The 15,857-nt window shown below is 65.3% G+C and carries 21 protein-coding genes; 11 read left to right on the top strand and 10 right to left on the bottom strand.

From position 1 onward, the window contains the following. Nucleotides 1-47: 47 nt before the first annotated feature. Nucleotides 48-1,223 (top strand): amino acid aminotransferase, encoded by a 1,176-nt coding sequence (locus tag D4Q51_RS10100; RefSeq protein ID WP_120077640.1) that lies wholly within the window; start codon nucleotides 48-50, stop codon nucleotides 1,221-1,223. A 50-nt stretch (nucleotides 1,224-1,273) separates the two neighbouring features. Here D4Q51_RS10100 and D4Q51_RS15735 read toward each other — a convergent pair whose 3' ends face one another. Further along, on the bottom strand, nucleotides 1,274-1,732 hold the full coding sequence (locus D4Q51_RS15735) for a hypothetical protein (protein ID WP_162925290.1): 459 nt from the start codon (nucleotides 1,730-1,732) through the stop codon (nucleotides 1,274-1,276). 186 nt (nucleotides 1,733-1,918) lie between these two features. On the opposite strand from D4Q51_RS15735, the gene D4Q51_RS15740 reads away from it, so the two are divergent. Continuing rightward, nucleotides 1,919-2,089, top strand: a complete 171-nt coding sequence (locus tag D4Q51_RS15740; protein ID WP_162925291.1) for a hypothetical protein — start codon at nucleotides 1,919-1,921, stop codon at nucleotides 2,087-2,089. Between the two features lie 3 nt (nucleotides 2,090-2,092). On the opposite strand, the gene D4Q51_RS10110 is transcribed toward D4Q51_RS15740, so the two are convergent. The 6 genes from D4Q51_RS10110 to D4Q51_RS10135 are packed head-to-tail and all read right to left on the bottom strand — an operon-like array spanning nucleotide 2,093 to nucleotide 5,964. Beyond that, the gene (locus tag D4Q51_RS10110; RefSeq protein WP_120077642.1) at nucleotides 2,093-2,710 is read right to left on the bottom strand and encodes a riboflavin synthase; all 618 of its coding nucleotides are present in this window, start codon (nucleotides 2,708-2,710) and stop codon (nucleotides 2,093-2,095) included. Nucleotides 2,711-2,728: 18 nt separating this feature from the next. After that, nucleotides 2,729-3,700 (bottom strand): bifunctional diaminohydroxyphosphoribosylaminopyrimidine deaminase/5-amino-6-(5-phosphoribosylamino)uracil reductase RibD, encoded by a 972-nt coding sequence (gene ribD, locus D4Q51_RS10115; protein ID WP_120077643.1) that lies wholly within the window; start codon nucleotides 3,698-3,700, stop codon nucleotides 2,729-2,731. Then, nucleotides 3,687-4,151 (bottom strand): hypothetical protein, encoded by a 465-nt coding sequence (locus D4Q51_RS10120; protein WP_120077644.1) that lies wholly within the window; start codon nucleotides 4,149-4,151, stop codon nucleotides 3,687-3,689. Before D4Q51_RS10120 ends, ribD begins: the two co-directional genes overlap by 14 nt. A 45-nt stretch (nucleotides 4,152-4,196) precedes the next feature. Further along, the gene (locus D4Q51_RS10125; protein WP_120077645.1) at nucleotides 4,197-4,931 is read right to left on the bottom strand and encodes a M48 family metallopeptidase; all 735 of its coding nucleotides are present in this window, start codon (nucleotides 4,929-4,931) and stop codon (nucleotides 4,197-4,199) included. Continuing rightward, nucleotides 4,928-5,377 carry a YcgN family cysteine cluster protein gene (locus tag D4Q51_RS10130; RefSeq protein WP_120077646.1) on the bottom strand — a complete coding sequence of 150 codons (450 nt, stop codon included), beginning with the start codon at nucleotides 5,375-5,377 and terminating at the stop codon, nucleotides 4,928-4,930. The genes D4Q51_RS10125 and D4Q51_RS10130 overlap by 4 nt, the downstream gene beginning before the upstream one ends. Beyond that, nucleotides 5,365-5,964: an SCO family protein gene (locus D4Q51_RS10135; protein ID WP_120077647.1), complete on the bottom strand. Its 600-nt coding sequence runs from the start codon at nucleotides 5,962-5,964 to the stop codon at nucleotides 5,365-5,367. Before D4Q51_RS10135 ends, D4Q51_RS10130 begins: the two co-directional genes overlap by 13 nt. A 98-nt stretch (nucleotides 5,965-6,062) precedes the next feature. Here D4Q51_RS10135 and D4Q51_RS10140 point away from each other — a divergent pair, with 98 nt between their 5' ends. The 5 genes from D4Q51_RS10140 (at nucleotide 6,063) to ssb (ending at nucleotide 10,179) form a co-directional block, all read left to right on the top strand. After that, nucleotides 6,063-6,683, top strand: coding sequence for an ankyrin repeat domain-containing protein (locus tag D4Q51_RS10140; RefSeq protein ID WP_240624674.1), 621 nt, complete (start codon nucleotides 6,063-6,065; stop codon nucleotides 6,681-6,683). Then, nucleotides 6,683-7,363, top strand: coding sequence for a COQ9 family protein (locus D4Q51_RS10145; RefSeq protein ID WP_120077648.1), 681 nt, complete (start codon nucleotides 6,683-6,685; stop codon nucleotides 7,361-7,363). Before D4Q51_RS10140 ends, D4Q51_RS10145 begins: the two co-directional genes overlap by 1 nt. Before the next feature lie 73 nt (nucleotides 7,364-7,436). Then, on the top strand, nucleotides 7,437-7,676 hold the full coding sequence (locus D4Q51_RS10150) for a FeoA family protein (RefSeq protein WP_120077960.1): 240 nt from the start codon (nucleotides 7,437-7,439) through the stop codon (nucleotides 7,674-7,676). Beyond that, nucleotides 7,673-9,520, top strand: coding sequence for a ferrous iron transporter B (gene feoB / locus D4Q51_RS10155; protein ID WP_120077649.1), 1,848 nt, complete (start codon nucleotides 7,673-7,675; stop codon nucleotides 9,518-9,520). Before D4Q51_RS10150 ends, feoB begins: the two co-directional genes overlap by 4 nt. A gap of 113 nt (nucleotides 9,521-9,633) precedes the next feature. After that, nucleotides 9,634-10,179, top strand: coding sequence for a single-stranded DNA-binding protein (gene ssb / locus D4Q51_RS10160; protein ID WP_120077650.1), 546 nt, complete (start codon nucleotides 9,634-9,636; stop codon nucleotides 10,177-10,179). Nucleotides 10,180-10,206: 27 nt separating this feature from the next. Here ssb and D4Q51_RS10165 read toward each other — a convergent pair whose 3' ends face one another. Beyond that, nucleotides 10,207-10,893 carry a hypothetical protein gene (locus D4Q51_RS10165; protein WP_120077651.1) on the bottom strand — a complete coding sequence of 229 codons (687 nt, stop codon included), beginning with the start codon at nucleotides 10,891-10,893 and terminating at the stop codon, nucleotides 10,207-10,209. A 111-nt stretch (nucleotides 10,894-11,004) separates the two neighbouring features. Between D4Q51_RS10165 and D4Q51_RS10170 the strand changes: the two genes are divergently transcribed. Beyond that, on the top strand, nucleotides 11,005-12,144 hold the full coding sequence (locus D4Q51_RS10170; RefSeq protein WP_120077652.1) for a glycine cleavage T C-terminal barrel domain-containing protein: 1,140 nt from the start codon (nucleotides 11,005-11,007) through the stop codon (nucleotides 12,142-12,144). Here the strand turns inward: D4Q51_RS10170 and D4Q51_RS10175 are convergent. Together D4Q51_RS10175 and D4Q51_RS10180 are read right to left on the bottom strand one after the other, a co-directional pair. Beyond that, entirely contained in the window at nucleotides 12,141-12,668 is a 528-nt protein-coding gene (locus D4Q51_RS10175; protein WP_120077653.1) for a YceD family protein, read from the bottom strand. The two genes, D4Q51_RS10170 and D4Q51_RS10175, sit on opposite strands and share 4 nt — an antisense overlap. Next, on the bottom strand, nucleotides 12,665-13,183 hold the full coding sequence (locus D4Q51_RS10180; protein ID WP_120077654.1) for a ubiquinol-cytochrome C chaperone family protein: 519 nt from the start codon (nucleotides 13,181-13,183) through the stop codon (nucleotides 12,665-12,667). The genes D4Q51_RS10175 and D4Q51_RS10180 overlap by 4 nt, the downstream gene beginning before the upstream one ends. Before the next feature lie 169 nt (nucleotides 13,184-13,352). On the opposite strand from D4Q51_RS10180, the gene D4Q51_RS10185 reads away from it, so the two are divergent. From D4Q51_RS10185 to hslU, 3 genes are all read left to right on the top strand, one after another. Then, entirely contained in the window at nucleotides 13,353-13,835 is a 483-nt protein-coding gene (locus tag D4Q51_RS10185) for an outer membrane protein assembly factor BamE (RefSeq protein ID WP_420807538.1), read from the top strand. Nucleotides 13,836-13,936: 101 nt separating this feature from the next. Next, nucleotides 13,937-14,497: an ATP-dependent protease subunit HslV gene (gene hslV / locus D4Q51_RS10190; RefSeq protein ID WP_120077655.1), complete on the top strand. Its 561-nt coding sequence runs from the start codon at nucleotides 13,937-13,939 to the stop codon at nucleotides 14,495-14,497. A 24-nt stretch (nucleotides 14,498-14,521) separates the two neighbouring features. Beyond that, nucleotides 14,522-15,823, top strand: a complete 1,302-nt coding sequence (gene hslU / locus D4Q51_RS10195; RefSeq protein WP_120077656.1) for an ATP-dependent protease ATPase subunit HslU — start codon at nucleotides 14,522-14,524, stop codon at nucleotides 15,821-15,823. Nucleotides 15,824-15,857: the final 34 nt, after the last annotated feature.

Raw genomic sequence — 15,857 nt, forward strand, 5'->3', positions numbered from 1 at the left:
TCTGCGCACTTGCAGATTGCGCCGGGTGGCGGCATTGAGCCGCCATCATGCTCGACAGACTCAACCAGCAACCGCCCGACGCGCTTCTCGCGCTGATCAAGCTCTACAACGCGGACCCGCGTCCCACCAAGATCGACCTTGGCGTGGGCGTCTATCGCACCGCCGACGGCGCGACGCCCGTGTTCGGCGCGATCAAGGAAGCGGAGAAGCGTCTGGTCGAGGGCCAGGACACCAAGGCCTACCTCGGCCCCGAAGGCGACATGGGCTTCGTCAATGCGCTGATGCCGCACGTGTTCGGCGATGCCCTGCCCACGGATGGCCGCATCGACGGGATGCAGACGCCCGGCGGCACGGGGGCCGTTCGCCTGGCCGTGGCGCTGGCGCGCAAGGCGGGTGTGGCAAAGATCTGGATGGGCACGCCCAGCTGGCCCAACCACGCGCAGATCCTGGCCGATTGCGGCATGGAAGTGGGCACGTTCAACCACGCAGGCGACAACGGCTCTGCCGATATGGACGCGCTTCGCGACGTGCTGGCGAAGGCAGGCAAGGACGATGCAGTCCTGCTGCATGGTGCCTGCCACAACCCTACGGGCGTCGATTACACCGATGCCGAGTGGGACGAGATCGCGGACCTGCTGAACGACAGCAGCGTGCTGCCGATCATCGACCTCGCCTATCAGGGCCTGGGCGACGGGATGGACGAGGACGCCTACGGTGTGCGCAAGGTCGTCTCGTCGGTGCCGGAAGTGCTGGTGGCCTACAGCTGCGACAAGAACTTCGGCCTCTATCGTGACCGTGTGGGCGCGCTCTATGCCATTGGCGCCGATGCCGATGCGGTGACGCGCATCATGTCCAATGGCGCGGCGCTGGCGCGGGCCAACTGGTCCATGCCGCCCGATCACGGCGGCGCTGCCGTGCGCATGATCCTGGAAGACGAGGGCCTGACCGCCAACTGGCAGGTAGAGCTTGAATCGATGCGCAAGCGAATCGGCCAGGTGCGCGCCAAGCTGGCCGCATCCGGCACGGCAGGCAGCGTGGACCTGACGCCGCTGGGCAAGCAGAAGGGCATGTTTGCCATGCTGCCCGTCAGCAAGGAGCAGGTGCAGCAACTGCGCGAGGAACACGGCGTCTACATGGCAGGTTCGGGCCGCATCAACGTGGCGGGCCTGACGATAGGCAACATCGACGCCTTCGTTGCCGCACTGGCCGAAGTGACCGGCTGATTCAGCGATAACCTGGAACGCCGAAAGGGGCGTTCTGAAAAAGTTGGGTTTCATGTGCCCGGCTCTTCTTCGGAAGGCCGGGCGCTTGTCGTATCGAGCCGCCTCAACAGGCGCAGAAGCGCGCAATTGTCGGCTTTCTGACGCATTCCGCACACTTTTCCGCGATGGATCAGCGGGGCGAACAGGCCCGCCTGCAGGCGGCGAAACAGCTCTTCATCTGTAACCTTTCGCCAGTCGACATCGCGCGCGGTCCTGTCATTGCCCGTGCGATTGAGGACGAAATCCCATGCATGGGCGAAACTCGTGGCATCTTTGCGGCGACGCAGGCGATAGGCGCTCATCCGGCTCATCCCGGCGGCGCACGCGGAACTGGAGACGCAGCCGGTGAGGTAGAGATGGCCGAGAAAATTGCATTGGCGATCGACGGTCCATCCGTCGCGGCGTGAGCGTAGGGGGGCGGGGTGGAAGAACGGCGGGCGTCGGCGTTGCGGATTGCTTGCATTTGGCATGCGCACGACCTGCGCAGGCGAAACCTTGTAGGACAGCGACCTCGCACTTTGCCGAGGACGGGAAAAGGATTACGCTGTCGGCAAGTCGGAGCCGGGGAGAGTGATTTGGCAAGTCAGACTAGAGAAGATTTCGGAGCCTTGGTTGGCTGGACAGCAAAACGGGAGGGCAACCGCGTTACCCTTCGCATGCAAGCGGTCGACAAGCCGCCGCCGCACGCCAGCGAAGACGTTTATTCGCATTTCTACGTGCTTGATACCAATCAGGCCGTGCAGCTCGGCAACATGCTGTTCGAAATGGCGGACCAGACGACGCCGGTTCGCGCGTCCCGCGGATTGTTCGCGCGCCTGTTCGGCTGACCGTCAGCCGCGCAACGCCTGCATCCGGTGCAGGTAACGCGCGATGGTATCGACCTCGAGGTTCACTTCGGCATCCTGCGCCAGTTCGCCCAGCGTGGTGACATCGGCGGTGTGGGGAATGATGTTGAGGCCGAAGTGGACGGAGCCATCTTCCCGGTCCTGCACCGAATTCACGGTCAGCGACACGCCATTGACCGTGATCGAGCCTTTCTGCGCGATGAAGGGAGCCAGCTCTGCCGGGGCGGCAATGGTCAGGCGCATCGAATCGCCTTCCAGTTGCCAGTCGGCCACGCGGCCCACGGCATCGACATGCCCGGTCACGATATGGCCGCCCAGTTCGTCGCCAAGCCGCAGCGAGGGTTCGAGGTTCAACTGGGCGCCTTCCTTCCACATGGCTTTTGCCGTGCGCGAGGTTGTTTCGGCAGACACGTCCACCACGAAATGCGCGTCACCCTTGGTGCCGCCGCGATCAACGACGGTCAGGCACACGCCGGAACAGGCGATGGAGGCGCCGATATCGATCTCGGCAGGGTCGAACGGGCAGGCGATGGTCAGGCGCAGGTCGCCTCGCTGCTGGACCTGCGTGATCGTGCCGATGGCGGTGACGATGCCGGTGAACATGGATAGCCCCTTTGTGAATCAGCCGCGCTGATAGACTTCGAGCGTGTCGCTGCCAAGCGTGCGACGGTCCTGCATGGCGAGCCCGTCCGCGAAAGCCTGCTCAAGCGTCTCGTGCCCGATATTGCCGATGGCAGGCGTGCCGCCGCCCAGCAGCACCGGGGCGCGGTAGATCAGCAGGCGGTCGACCAGTCCAGCTTTCAGGAAAGCCGAGGCGGTCTGTGCGCCGCCTTCCACCATAAGGTATCGCACGCCCTCGAGTTGGTTGATTTCCTCGGGACCGCGGATTGCCTGCCAACCTTCGGGCACTTCGCCCGATGTCAGCGCAACGCGGCGGGGCGAGCGCCCTTCCAACCCCGGAAGGCGCACGTCGAGGCGCGGTGCATCGGCGCGCAAGGTGCCACCACCGACAAGAATGGCGTCTGCACGTGCCCGCTCGCGGTGGCCGTGGGCGCGGGATGCCTTGCCGGTGATCCACTGGCTCTCGCCGCTGGAGGTGGCGATGCACCCGTCGAGCGACATGGCCAGTTTCAGCGTCACGTGCGGGCGATTCTTCGCGAGGTGCGCGGCATGGCCGGAAAAGCCGAGGCGCTGAGGCTCCCAGTGCAGTAGCGAGACTTCGGCTCCCGCGTCCTGCAACCGCGCGGTGCCGTTGCCCGCGGTGCGCGGATCGGGGTCGTCCATGCCGATCACCACTCGGGCGAGGCCAGCTTCGGCGACAAGGTCCGCACAGGCCGGGCCGCGCTGCGACTTGTGCGCGCAGGGCTCCAGCGTGACGTAGAGCGTCGCGTCTTTCGCCGCGGTGCCTGCATGTTCGAGAGCGACGGCTTCGGCATGGGGCCGCCCGCCCGCCATGGTCCACCCACGCCCAATGACCACGCCGTCCTTGACGATGATCGCGCCGACACCGGGATTGGGGCTGGCGAGGGCGCGCGCGCGTTCCGCAAGAGCGGCGGCCGCGGCCATCCAGCGTGCGTCGTCAGCCAGCGGCATTGGCGCAGTATTCCTCCAGGGAGAGCGCCAGTTCCTCCGCCGTGGGGCCGGTGTCTTCGGGTTGCTCGGCGGCCTGCTCCTCCGCGATTTCCTCCTTCATCGAATCGACGTCGATGAAAGTCGCGCGGCCCAGCGCCTCGTACATTTCGCGGCGGGCCTGCTCATTCGCTGCGATGGCGGCCTGGATCTCGTTCTTCAGTTCCTGGTTGGCGCAGTTGGAGGCGATGATCTCGCCCTCGCTGCGCCCTTCCTCGAAGGTGGAGATGTACATGACATCAGGTGGCGCGATCTCGCCGCGCTGGCTGTCGGGGATGAACAGCATGAACACGCAGAACGTGGCGGCAATGGCCACGCCGAGGATCTGCCAGCGGTGCGGCGTTGGCTGTTTCCATTGCTCGTGGAAATCGGTGACCGCGCGGCGCGGCGAAACTCGGCGGAAGAAACCTTTCATGGCGCTAAGAATAGGGACGCAGCGGACTTTTCGCCAGCAATAGGTTCAACCGAATGCGGCGTAGAGCAAACGCCCCTCGCGCTTGAGCCAGCCGTCGGCTTCCGCCAGCCGCCCCTCGAACAGCCTTGCCAGTAGCGCGTGGAATGCGGGCGAGTGGTCGAAATGGACGAGGTGTGCGACCTCGTGCGCCACGACCGAGCGGCGCACGTGATCGGGTGCCATCACCAGTCGCCAGTTGATGCGGATGCAACGCCCCGTCCTGCGGTCGCCCGAGCACGATCCCCAGCGTCGCTGCGCGCGCGAGAGGCGCAGGGCGGGCTGCGGGAGGTCGGCCCGCTCGCAGTAGAAGGCGAGGTCTTCGGCGCACAGGCGCAGGGCCTCGGCCTCCAGCCAGCGGCGCACGCGCCCTTCCAGCCCGTCCGCCGTGCCGCCCACGCGCAGGAATGCGCCATCGACCAGCGGCTTGCGTCCGGCGCTCCTGTCCCACGCGATGCGCAGGTGCTCTCCGCGATAGGCGATCGCCTCGCCGTCGCGCACGCTGACGCGGGCGGGCACCTTGGCCAATTGCCGCTCGATCCACTTGGCACGCGCCCTGGCGAAGGCCAGCGCATCGCGCGTGCGGCCCCAGGTGGGGAGGGTGATACGCACCTCGCTGCCGTCAGGGGAGAGCCGCATGGTCAGGCGGCGGGCGCGGGCATGGCGGCGGATGGCGATGGGAAGCGTCTGGCCGGCCACGTCTATGGCGGGGTTCTGGTGATCGTCGCGCAGCCAGTCGATCACGCGCGCTCCTCCTCCCAGTCGACCACGTGGTGTTCCAGCGGTCCGGCCACGGTCTCGCTGATGCAGCGCCCGGCGACGCTGGCGCCCGCTTCCATCATTGCGTCGCGGCTGCCGGTCAGCAGGTGGTGCCATTCGGGCAGTGGCTCCCCCTCGGCGCGGCGCACGTAGGCGCAGGTGGAGGGCAGCCAGCGGATGGACTTCAGCAAGCGCGGCGTCAGGCGCAGGCAATCGGGCACGAAAGCCTTGCGGTGGCGATAGTCGCGGCACTGCGCGGTGCCGGTGTCGAGCAGCTTGCAGGCGACGTTGGTGTCGACGATCTCGCCGGTGTCCTCGTCCTCCAGCTTGTGCAGACAGCACTTGCCGCATCCATCGCACAGGGCTTCCCACTCGGCGCGGCTCAACTCCTCGAGCTCGAGCTCCCAGAAGCGGTCCCTCAACGCACCCATTTTTCCAGTTCCGCGGCCACGGCTTCGGCCGATTCCTCGACGGGGATCAGCGCCATCGGTTCGCCCTCGCGGTTCACCAGGTATCCTGTGCGCGAGTGGTCCATCAGGTAGTCTTCCTCCGCCTCACCCATCTTCTGGTAGTGGGCGAAGAAGGCTGCGGCGGCAGCCTCGATCTGCTCCGGCGTTCCGGTGAGGCCGATCAGGTCTTCGGAGAAGGCGTTGGTGTATTCGCCCACTTTCTCCGGCGTGTCGCGCGCAGGATCGATGGTGATGAAGATGGGCTGCACGTCGACGGCCAGTTCCGGCTCTGCCTCGGCAAACTGGCGGTATCCGGCCATCATGCGCGTCATGTCGAAGGGGCAGACATCGGGGCAATAGGCATAGCCGAAATAGATCAGCTGATACTTGCCCGCGAAGTCCGCCTGGGTGACCTGCGCACCTGTGGAATCGACAAGATCGTACTCGCCCGTCAGCGCGCTGTTGTACAGCGGCGCGTCGGTGATGGGCGGCTGGCTCGCCCCGCCATCGCAGGCGGCAAGAAGAAGGGCCAAAAGGACGGGGGTGACAACCGGAATACGTGCTGACATGACGTAGCGTTCATGCTCTGCTAACGCGCTATACGCAAGCAAAGTCCCGCACGACAGCGGTGCTTTTGCGCACATCATTGATACAGGAGAGATGGGAAGTGGCACGCGCCCCCATTCGCACAATTTGTCTTGGTCTGGCCGCGCTGGCCGCCACCGCCCTGTCGGTACCTGCCGCTGCGCAGCTCTATTCCGAAGGCTATCAGTTCCTGCAGGCGGTGAAGAACCGCGAGGGCGACGAGGCGACAGAGATGCTGAGCCAGCCCGGCACCACCATAGTCAACTCGCGCGATGTCAGCACGGGCGAAACGGGCCTGCACATCACGGTGGAACGTCGCGACGTGACCTGGACCAAGTTCCTGCTGCAGGAAGGCGCCAACCCCAACATCGCGGACAATCGTGGACGCACCCCGCTGATCGCTGCCGCGCAGATCGGCTTCATCGAAGGGGTTCAGGCGCTGGTGGATGCAGGGGCACGGATGGATATCGGCAACGAAACGGGCGAAACCCCGCTGATCGCTGCCGTCCATGCCCGAAATGTGGAACTGATCGAAGTGCTGGTGAGCGCAGGCGCCGACCCCGACCGGGCGGATAACGCCGGACGCACCGCGCGCGACTATGCCGCGATGCCGGGCGTGTCGGGCCGCGTGCTTGCCGCCATCGAACGCAGCGAGGACGACGCCGAGGCGAACGAGGCTCGCACCTACGGACCGGTGTTCTGATGACCGAGACAGACCTGAGGGACGCCACGCTGGACGAACTGCGGGTCGCGCTCGCCCCGGATATCGCCACCGCCGCCATGTTCGACGGGTGGACCGACGCCGCGCTGGAATCCGCCTGCGAGATGGCGGACGTCGATCCGGCCGTCGCGCGCCTCGCTTTCAAGGGCGATGGATTCGGGGGTCGGGCGATGGACATGATCGATGCCTGGATCGCCTCGGTCGACGAGAAGATGCTTGCTCACTTCGCCGACGGGCGGCTGGACAACATTCCCATCCGCGAGAAGATCCGCAGCCTCGTGTGGTTCCGTCTGGAAGCCGTGATGGGCCTGGAAGAATCGCTGCGCCGCGCCGCCGCCGTGCAGGCCATGCCGCAGAACGCGCCCAAGGCGCTTAAGCAGGGCTGGGCCAGCGCAGACAAGATGTGGCGGCTCGCCGGCGACACCGCCACCGATTACAACCACTATACCAAGCGCGCCATTCTTGCCGGCATCTACGCCGCGACGCTGGCCGTCTTCGTGGAGGACCAGAGCGAGGACAAGGCCGAGACCGCCGCCTTCCTCGACCGCCGGATAGAAGGCGTGATGAAGTTCGAAAAGGCCAAGGCGCAGCTGCTCGGCAAGGACCGCGAGCACTTCGACGTGGCGCGGTTCCTCGGCCGGTTGCGCTATCCGCAGAAGTGAGCGGCGTTTTTCTATTGCGAAGCAGTTGCAATTAGCGCGCGGCTCTGGCACCGGGCGATCTGTGGAAAACGACCTGACACTCGACCTTCTCGCGCCGCTCGAGCGCGCTGAAATTACCCATGTCGACTGGAGCGTGCTGGCGCCCGACGAAGGCAAGCGGCTGCGCGCCATGGGCATCGACGAGGGCGCGCGCGTGGCGATTGCCCATCGCGGCATTTTCATCGGGCGCGATCCGATTGCCATCATGGTGGGACGCATGAACGTGGCGATCCGCCGCGTCCACGCCCGCGCGATGCAAGTGAAGCGGGTATGAGCCGCCTCCGCACCGCCGCGCTGGTCGGCAATCCCAATGCGGGCAAGAGCGCGCTGTTCAACGCCTTGACCGGCGCGCGCCAGAAGATCGCCAACTATCCCGGCGTTACCGTGGAGCGGAAGGCCGGACGCATGTTCCTGCCTTCGGGCGAGCCGGTTGAGCTGATCGACCTGCCCGGCTCCTATTCGCTGGACCCTGCGAGCCCCGACGAGGAAGTGACGCGGCAGGTGGTGCAGGGCGATTTCCCCGGCGAGCCGGTGCCCGACGTGCTGATAGTCGTGGTCGATGCGGCCAATCTCGAACAGCACCTCGTCTTCGCGCAGGAACTGATCGCGCTTGGTCGCCCGACCGTTGTAGCGCTCAACATGGTCGACATGGCTGAGCGGGATGGGCTGGTGCTCGATGCAGATGCCCTGTCGGCGGCGCTGGGCGTGCCGGTGATCTCGACCGTGGCCGTGCGCAAGCGCGGGATCGACGCGCTGGTGGAAGCCATGGGCGATGCCGAGAACCAGGACCCTTCCACCCGGCACGAGGTTGCAGGGCAAACCCTGCCCGAACGGCGGCTGGCCGCGCGCAACATGGCCAAGGGCGCGATCCTCACCGAGGACAGCAAGCACCGCTTGCACGCCAAGCTCGACAAGGTGCTGCTGCACCCGTGGCTCGGTCCGCCGATCCTGTTCGCGCTGCTGTTCGTCATTTTCCAGGCCGTTTTCGCCTGGGCAACACCTTTTGCCGATGCGCTGGATGGCGGCATTACCGCGCTGATCGGCGTGGTGGAAGGCGCCATGCCCGATGGCGTGGTGCGCGATTTTCTTACGGAGGGCGTGCTGACCGGCGTCGGCTCGGTCGTCGTGTTCCTGCCGCAGATCATCATCCTGTTCGCCTTCATCCTGGCGATGGAGCAATCAGGCTACATGGCTCGGGCTGCCTTCATCATGGACAGGCTAATGGCCTACGTCGGCCTGTCGGGCCGCAGCTTCATCCCGCTGCTCTCCAGCTTTGCCTGCGCCATTCCCGGCATCATGGCAACGCGCTCCATCGCCGATCCGAAGGACCGGCTGACCACGATCCTTGTCGCGCCGTTGATGACCTGTTCGGCGCGCCTGCCGGTCTATGCCGTGATCATCGCTGCCTTCATTCCTGCGACCACGGTGGGGCCGGGCATCGGCCTTCAGGGATTGGTGCTGTTCGGGCTTTACGTTGCCGGTATCGTCGGCGCGATGGCCGCTGCCTTGGTTCTTCGCCGCACGGTGGCCAAGGGTGGGGCGAGCGGCTTCATCATGGAAATGCCGCGCTACCAGATGCCCCCCTTGCGCGACATGGCCATCGGCCTGTGGCAGCGTGCTTGGGTGTTCCTGCGCCGCGCGGGCACGATCATCTTCATCGCCACCATCGCGCTGTGGGTGCTGCTGAGCTTCCCCAAGGCAGAGCCGGGCGAGAGCCAGGTGGACGCCAGCATCGCCGGGCACGTGGCCGACGGGATGCACGTGATCCTGTCGCCCATCGGCTTCAATCGTGAAATCAGCCTGGCGATTATCCCGGCGATGGCCGCACGAGAAGTGGCGGTGTCGGCATTGGCGACGACTTATGCCGTCGAAGGCGCGGACGAGGAGGAAGAAGCCGAGGGCCTGATCCCGCGCCTACAGGCCGGATGGACCTTGCCGACAGCGCTCGCATTCCTCGCATGGTTCGTCTTTGCGCCGCAGTGCATCTCCACCATCGCTGTCGCCAAGCGCGAGACGAACGGATGGAAATGGCCTGTCTTCATGCTCGTCTACCTGTTCGGCGCGGCCTACGTGTTCGCTGGGCTGACCTACTGGAGCGCGGTGGCCCTGGGGCTGTAGCGCCGCGCCTGCTGATAACCCGGTCCGCGTTGGAGATAACTGGCCTCGCAGGGGTGGCGACTCACTTGCCGCTTCGATAGGCCGGTCTGCGAACAGACAAAGGATGCGAATCGATGGCGGGTAGTCTCAACAAGGTGATGCTGATCGGAAACCTGGGCCAGGACCCGGAAGTCCGCAGCTTCCAGAACGGCGGCAAGGTGTGCAACCTGCGCATCGCCACCAGCGAGACGTGGAAGGACCGCAACACCGGCGAACGCCAGGAGCGTACCGAGTGGCACACGGTCGCCATCTTCTCCGAAGGCCTCGTCAACGTGGCCGAGAATTACCTGAAGAAGGGCTCCAAGGTCTATGTCGAAGGCCAGTTGCAGACCCGCAAGTGGCAGGACCAGAACGGACAGGATCGCTATTCCACCGAAGTCGTGCTGCGCGGTTTCAACGGCACGCTGGTGATGCTCGACGGCCGCGGTGAAGGCGGCGGCGGTGGTGGCGGCTACGCCGGCGGCCAGCGCAGCGGCGGCGGATCGAGCGGCGGCTTCGGCGGCGGCGGTGGTGGTGGCTACGGCGGCGGCAACCAGGGCGGCGGTGGCCAATCCTCCGGCGGCATGGGCGGCGGTGGCGGCTCCAACTACGACGACCTGGACGACGATATCCCGTTCTGATCGGCAGGACGGCCGGGGCCTGGGCGGCTAGAACACCGCTCGGGCAAACCCGGCCCACGCCTCGGTTCCGCCCAGCATCATACGCAGGGCGAAGCAGACAACATAGAGCACCAGACCGAACACGCTCGCCCAGTGTGGGCGGCCGCGTGTGCGCCAGTCGTAAATCGGGAAAGCCAGCAGGATCGCCAGTTCCACGAGCAGGGCCAGTGGCGGCGCGCCCAGCAGAACGATGGCGGTGCGCGCCACCGCCGGGTCCATCATCATCACGCCTGCCAGCACCATCAGCCGCTTGTGCGCTTCCCGTTCTTTCCGGTTGGCAATTCCCAGCGTGTAGACGACCGCGAAAGTCAGGATGTCGAAGAACGGGAAGATCGCTGAGCCAACGGGGTCGAACCCGGCGATGGACCAGTCGGGGTTACCCATGGCAACCGCCGTGGTGTTGTAGCCCAGCACGACGATCATCCCGGCAAGGCCGAGGCTGGCCCAGCCGAACTGGCGATGCAGGGCGAAGTTCGCGCGCCGGATCAGCAGCGCCTGTATTAGCGTAAGTGCGAACCACGCCAGCGTGACCCCGCCGTGCAGCAACAGCGCAGGCGGCGGGACATAGCCGTTGCCGCGAACGGCGATGGCAGAGCCGAAGCCGACGACGATGAACGCGACCACGACCAGCGTCATGATCGGGAAAAACGGTTCCGAACGCGCGTACCTGGCCATCGAATCCCCCCGGAAATGGCCTCTCCCTTCCGGGGAAATATCCACGAATCGGCTGCCAAGGCAAGCAAGCGGACTTCCGGACCCATTTCGCGCGCCAAGCATAGAATTGGCATGAGCCAGCCCAGCGATTTCCTTTTCGGCACCCAGGTGCGCAAGTCCCCGTTCTTCGATGCGACGGTGCGATGGGGCGTCGAGGCCTTTTCCATCTACAACCATATGTACCTGCCGCGCAGCTTCGGCGACCCGGTGGCGAACTTCTGGAACCTCGTCGATCACGCGATCCTGTGCGATGTGGGGGCGGAGCGGCAGGTGGAGGTCTCCGGGCCGGACGCGGCGCGCTTCATGCAGTTGCTGACCCCGCGCAACCTTGCGAAAATGAAGCCGGGCCAGTGTAAATACATCCTGCTGACCGACGAGGACGGCGGCGTGCTCAACGATCCCATCCTGTTGAAACTGGCTGAGGACCGGTTCTGGATCTCGCTTTCGGACAGCGACATCCTGCTGTGGGCCAGGGGCGTCGCCGTCCATTCCGGGATGGACGTGACGCTGGACGAGCCCGACGCCTCCCCGCTCCAGCTGCAGGGGCCGAAATCGCTGGCGGTGATGCAATCGCTGTTCGGCGATGCGTTCGACGACCTTGCCCACTTCCACCACCGCGAGGCGGAGTTGCACGGCATTCCGCTGATCGTCTCGCGCACCGGCTGGTCCAAGGAATTCGGCTTCGAGCTGTTCCTGCTCGATGCGTCACGCGGGGACGAATTGTGGGAGCTGGTAATGGCGGCAGGGCTGCCGCACGGGCTGAAACCGGGGCACACTTCCACCATCCGGCGCATCGAGGGCGCGCTGCTGTCCTACCGCGCCGATGCCGATTCGCGCACGAATCCCTACGAACTGAACCTCGGCCGGCTCGTCGATCTCGACATGGAGGCAGATTTCATCGGCAAGGCAGCGCTGCGCCGGATCAAGGAAGAGGGTCCGAAGCGCAGGCAGGTCGGGCTGGTGATCGATGGCGAGCCGCTGTCGGGGGCGAATACCGAATACTGGGCCGTCACCCGCGACGGCACCGATATCGGCACGGTCACATCGGCCATCCACTCGCCGCGGCTGAACCAGAATATCGCGCTAGCCCTGCTGGCCGCGGACGAGGCGGAGCGGGGCGCGAAGGTGCAGGTCGAAATGCCGGACGGCAAACGCAGTGCCGAGGTGACGGACCTGCCCTTCTACGATCCGGGTAACGAGAAGTCCGCCTAAGCCCCTTTGAGGCCGCGCAGCATGTCTGCCAGCGGTCCGTCGGCTTCGCCTTCCTCCACCATGCCGTGACGGCGGCGCGCATCGTCGGCTTCCGGGCCGGTGGCATAGGGGTCGATGGCGAGCGCCAGCGATTGCGCCACGGCTTCGCCAAGGTCGAAACTGGTGCCGGAATAGCCGATTTCGTCCAACTCGTCCTCCTCCAGCTCGATCTCCTCGTCCTCCTCGGCGGCTTCCAGCGTGGCCATCGGCACGAAGCGCAAGGTGACCTCGTCCTCGATGGTCATCGGCAGGTCGTCACCCGATACCGCGCAGCTTTGCACGAATGCGGCTGACAGCGTGCCGTTCGCGGCGATCTCGTCACCATCGGCTTCGAGGGAGAGAGTGGCAGCCAGCTTGCCGATGGATATGAGGCCGAAGCGGCTGGCCAGCGCAGCGCGTTCGGCTTCGTTCGCTTCCAGCGTCGCCGGCTCTGCCGTGATGCCCCGAATGTCGAAGGGGCGGGAGAATTCGGGCGCATCGCTCATGGCCGGATGCTCCCTTCCAGCAGTGCGTCGTCGCTCTGCGCGGCAAGGTCGCCCGTCAGCGCGCGGGTGCGCACGGCAAGGGCGAATGGCTTCTTGTCGTTATCGACCAGCGTGACATTGCGTTGCAGGATCGCCGCCAGCGCCGCATCGCTCTCCGTCATCGCTTCGCGCAGCGCGCCCATGCGCCCGCCCAGGGCCGCCATCAGCCTGCCCATCTTCTTGCCCACCATCAGGTCGCCCACGCCCGTATCGCGCAATTGCCGATCCATGTCGGCCACGAACAATTCTGTAAGGAGGCCGGTTTTGGGGGCCAGTTCCTCGCTGTTCGCCATGCGAATGAGAGTGAGGGAAAGAACGAGCGAAATCATGTCGAAGCGCCCTTCTACCGAATCTTCCACCCCGCAATCGGCATACCACTCGGGCTCGCGACTGGTGGCCACCACGCCGTGCCACAGCGGGCGCAGCGGCTCTCGCGGATCGCGTCCGAGGCCAAGGAACCGGGAGATGATGGACATGGCTGGCAGGGCCTCTTCATTAAGCGGTTGTTCAAAGCCGGGCAGACAATCACGTGACGCACGTTGCGCGCTTGCGCATGCTGCCCTAAGGCTTTGCCGCATATAGGAGCGGGGCGGGCCGGCGCAAAGCTGACCTTTCTCCCGCCATGAAGACAAGAAGGATTTCTCGATGGGTTCGATCATGCCCAAGGTCTGGGTTCAGGGCACGACTGTCGCCGCACTGGGATTGGTGCTGGCGGGTTGCTCGTCGATCACCAATCACCGCGGCTACATCAACGACGAGGTGCTGATCGCCTCGGTCCAGCCGGGCCTGGACAACCGGCAATCGGTGCGCGGCACCTTGGGCCAGCCGACCATGACCAGCCAGTTCGGCGATCCGGTGTGGTATTATGTGTCGAGTCAGACGGAACAGTCGCCCTTCCGCCAGCCCAAGATCGAAGAGCATTCCGTCCTCGCCGTCTATTTCGACGAGGCTGGCAATGTCGTGTCCACCGACCGCAGCGGCATGGAACAGGTCGTGCGCATCAGCCCCGATGGCGACGAAACGCCCACGCTGGGCCGGGAGCGCGGCTTCCTGGAAGACCTGTTCGGTAACATTGGCACCGTTGGCACGGGCATGCCGGGCGGTGGCGGCGGTCCGGGCGGCCCCTAGGCCTTATCTGACATCCTGCGCGATGCACGGCTTCATCTGACATCCTGCGCGATGCACGGCTTCGCTTGAAGCGGCCAACGGGCTTGCCCATATGCGCAGGCATGAGCGAAGACAGGGCGAGCCACGGCCTGACACAGTGGCACGGCACCACCATCATCGGCGTAAAGCGCGGGGACCAGACCGTGATCGCGGGCGACGGCCAAGTGTCGATGGGCAATACCGTGATGAAACCCAACGCCCGCAAGGTGCGGCGCATCGGTGACGGCGGAAAGGTCGTGGCCGGGTTTGCCGGGGCGACCGCGGATGCCTTCACGCTGTTCGAACGGCTGGAAAGCAAGCTTGAGCAGTATAGCGGCCAGTTGCTGCGTGCGGCGGTGGAACTGGCCAAGGACTGGCGCACCGACAAGTACCTGCGCAATCTGGAAGCCCTGATGATCGTGGCCGACAAGGACACGCTGCTGGTGCTGACCGGCAATGGCGACGTGCTGGAGCCCGAAGGCGGGATCGCGGCCATCGGTTCGGGCGGCAACTACGCACTCGCCGCCGCCCGCGCGATCGCCGATTACGAGGACAATGCCGAGACTATCGCCACCAAGGCGATGCAGGTCGCGGCCGATATCTGCGTCTTCACCAATGGCAACGTGACGGTCGAAACCGTCTGATTACCCAAGGCAAGAACTCTACACATTATGGAAAATCTCACCCCCAAGGCGATTGTCGCCGCCCTTGACGAACACATCATCGGCCAGAAGGAAGCCAAGCGCGCCGTGGCCGTGGCCTTGCGTAATCGCTGGCGCCGCCAGCGCCTCAATCCCGACCTGCGCGACGAAGTAACGCCGAAGAACATCCTGATGATCGGCCCCACCGGCTGCGGCAAGACAGAGATCAGCCGCCGCCTGGCAAAGCTGGCCGAAGCGCCGTTCGTGAAAGTGGAAGCCACCAAGTTCACCGAGGTCGGCTATGTCGGCCGCGACGTGGAGCAGATCGCGCGCGATCTGGTGGAAGAAGCGATCCGGCTGGAAAAGGACCGCCGCCGCGATGCCGTGCGCGAGGCGGCCAGCGAAGCCGCGATGGAGCGCTTGTTGGACGCCCTCGTCGGTGCCAATGCCAGCGAGGCCACGCGCCAGAGCTTCCGCCAGCGCATCACCGACAATTCCATGAACGATACCGAGGTCGAGATCGAAGTCGCCGAACAAGGGGGGATGCAGATGGACATTCCCGGCATGGGCGGCGGCGCGACCATGATCAATCTCTCCGACATGATGGGCAAAGCCTTCGGCGGCCCACCCAAGAAGAAGCGCAAGCTGAAAGTGCCCGACGCGTGGGACAAGCTGGTGGACGAAGAAGCCGAAAAGCGCATGGACCAGGACGACGTTGCCCGCGTCGCGCTGCAGAACGCAGAGACGAACGGCATCGTCTTCCTCGATGAGGTCGACAAGATCGCCGTCTCCGACGTGCGCGGCGGCTCCGTCTCGCGCGAAGGCGTGCAGCGAGACCTGCTGCCGTTGATCGAGGGCACGACGGTTGCCACCAAGTATGGCCCGATGAAGACCGACCACGTGCTGTTCATCGCTTCGGGCGCGTTTCACGTTGCCAAGCCTTCGGACATGCTGCCCGAATTGCAGGGCCGTCTGCCGATCCGCGTCGAATTGCGCTCGCTCACCGAAGAGGACTTCGTGCGGATCCTCAGCGAAACGCGCGCCAACCTCGTCAGCCAGTACAAGGCGCTGCTCGGCACCGAGAAGCTGGACGTGCAGATGGACGAGGAGGCCATCGCCGAAGTCGCGAAGATCGCCGCGCAGGTGAACGAAGGGGTCGAGAACATCGGCGCCCGCCGCCTGCAGACGGTGATGGAAAAGCTGTTCGAGGAACTCAGCTTCGAAGCCGAGGAAATGAGCGGCCAGAGCGTGACGGTGGATGCCGCCTACGTGCGCAGCAAGCTGGCCGACCTCGCCAGCGATACGGACCTGTCGAAGTACGTCCTCTAATTCGGACCCATTCGGGCTTCGCGAGCGTCTCTTT

The sequence above is a fragment of the Aurantiacibacter odishensis genome (assembly GCF_003605195.1).
GTDB classification, from domain to species: domain Bacteria; phylum Pseudomonadota; class Alphaproteobacteria; order Sphingomonadales; family Sphingomonadaceae; genus Alteraurantiacibacter; species Alteraurantiacibacter odishensis.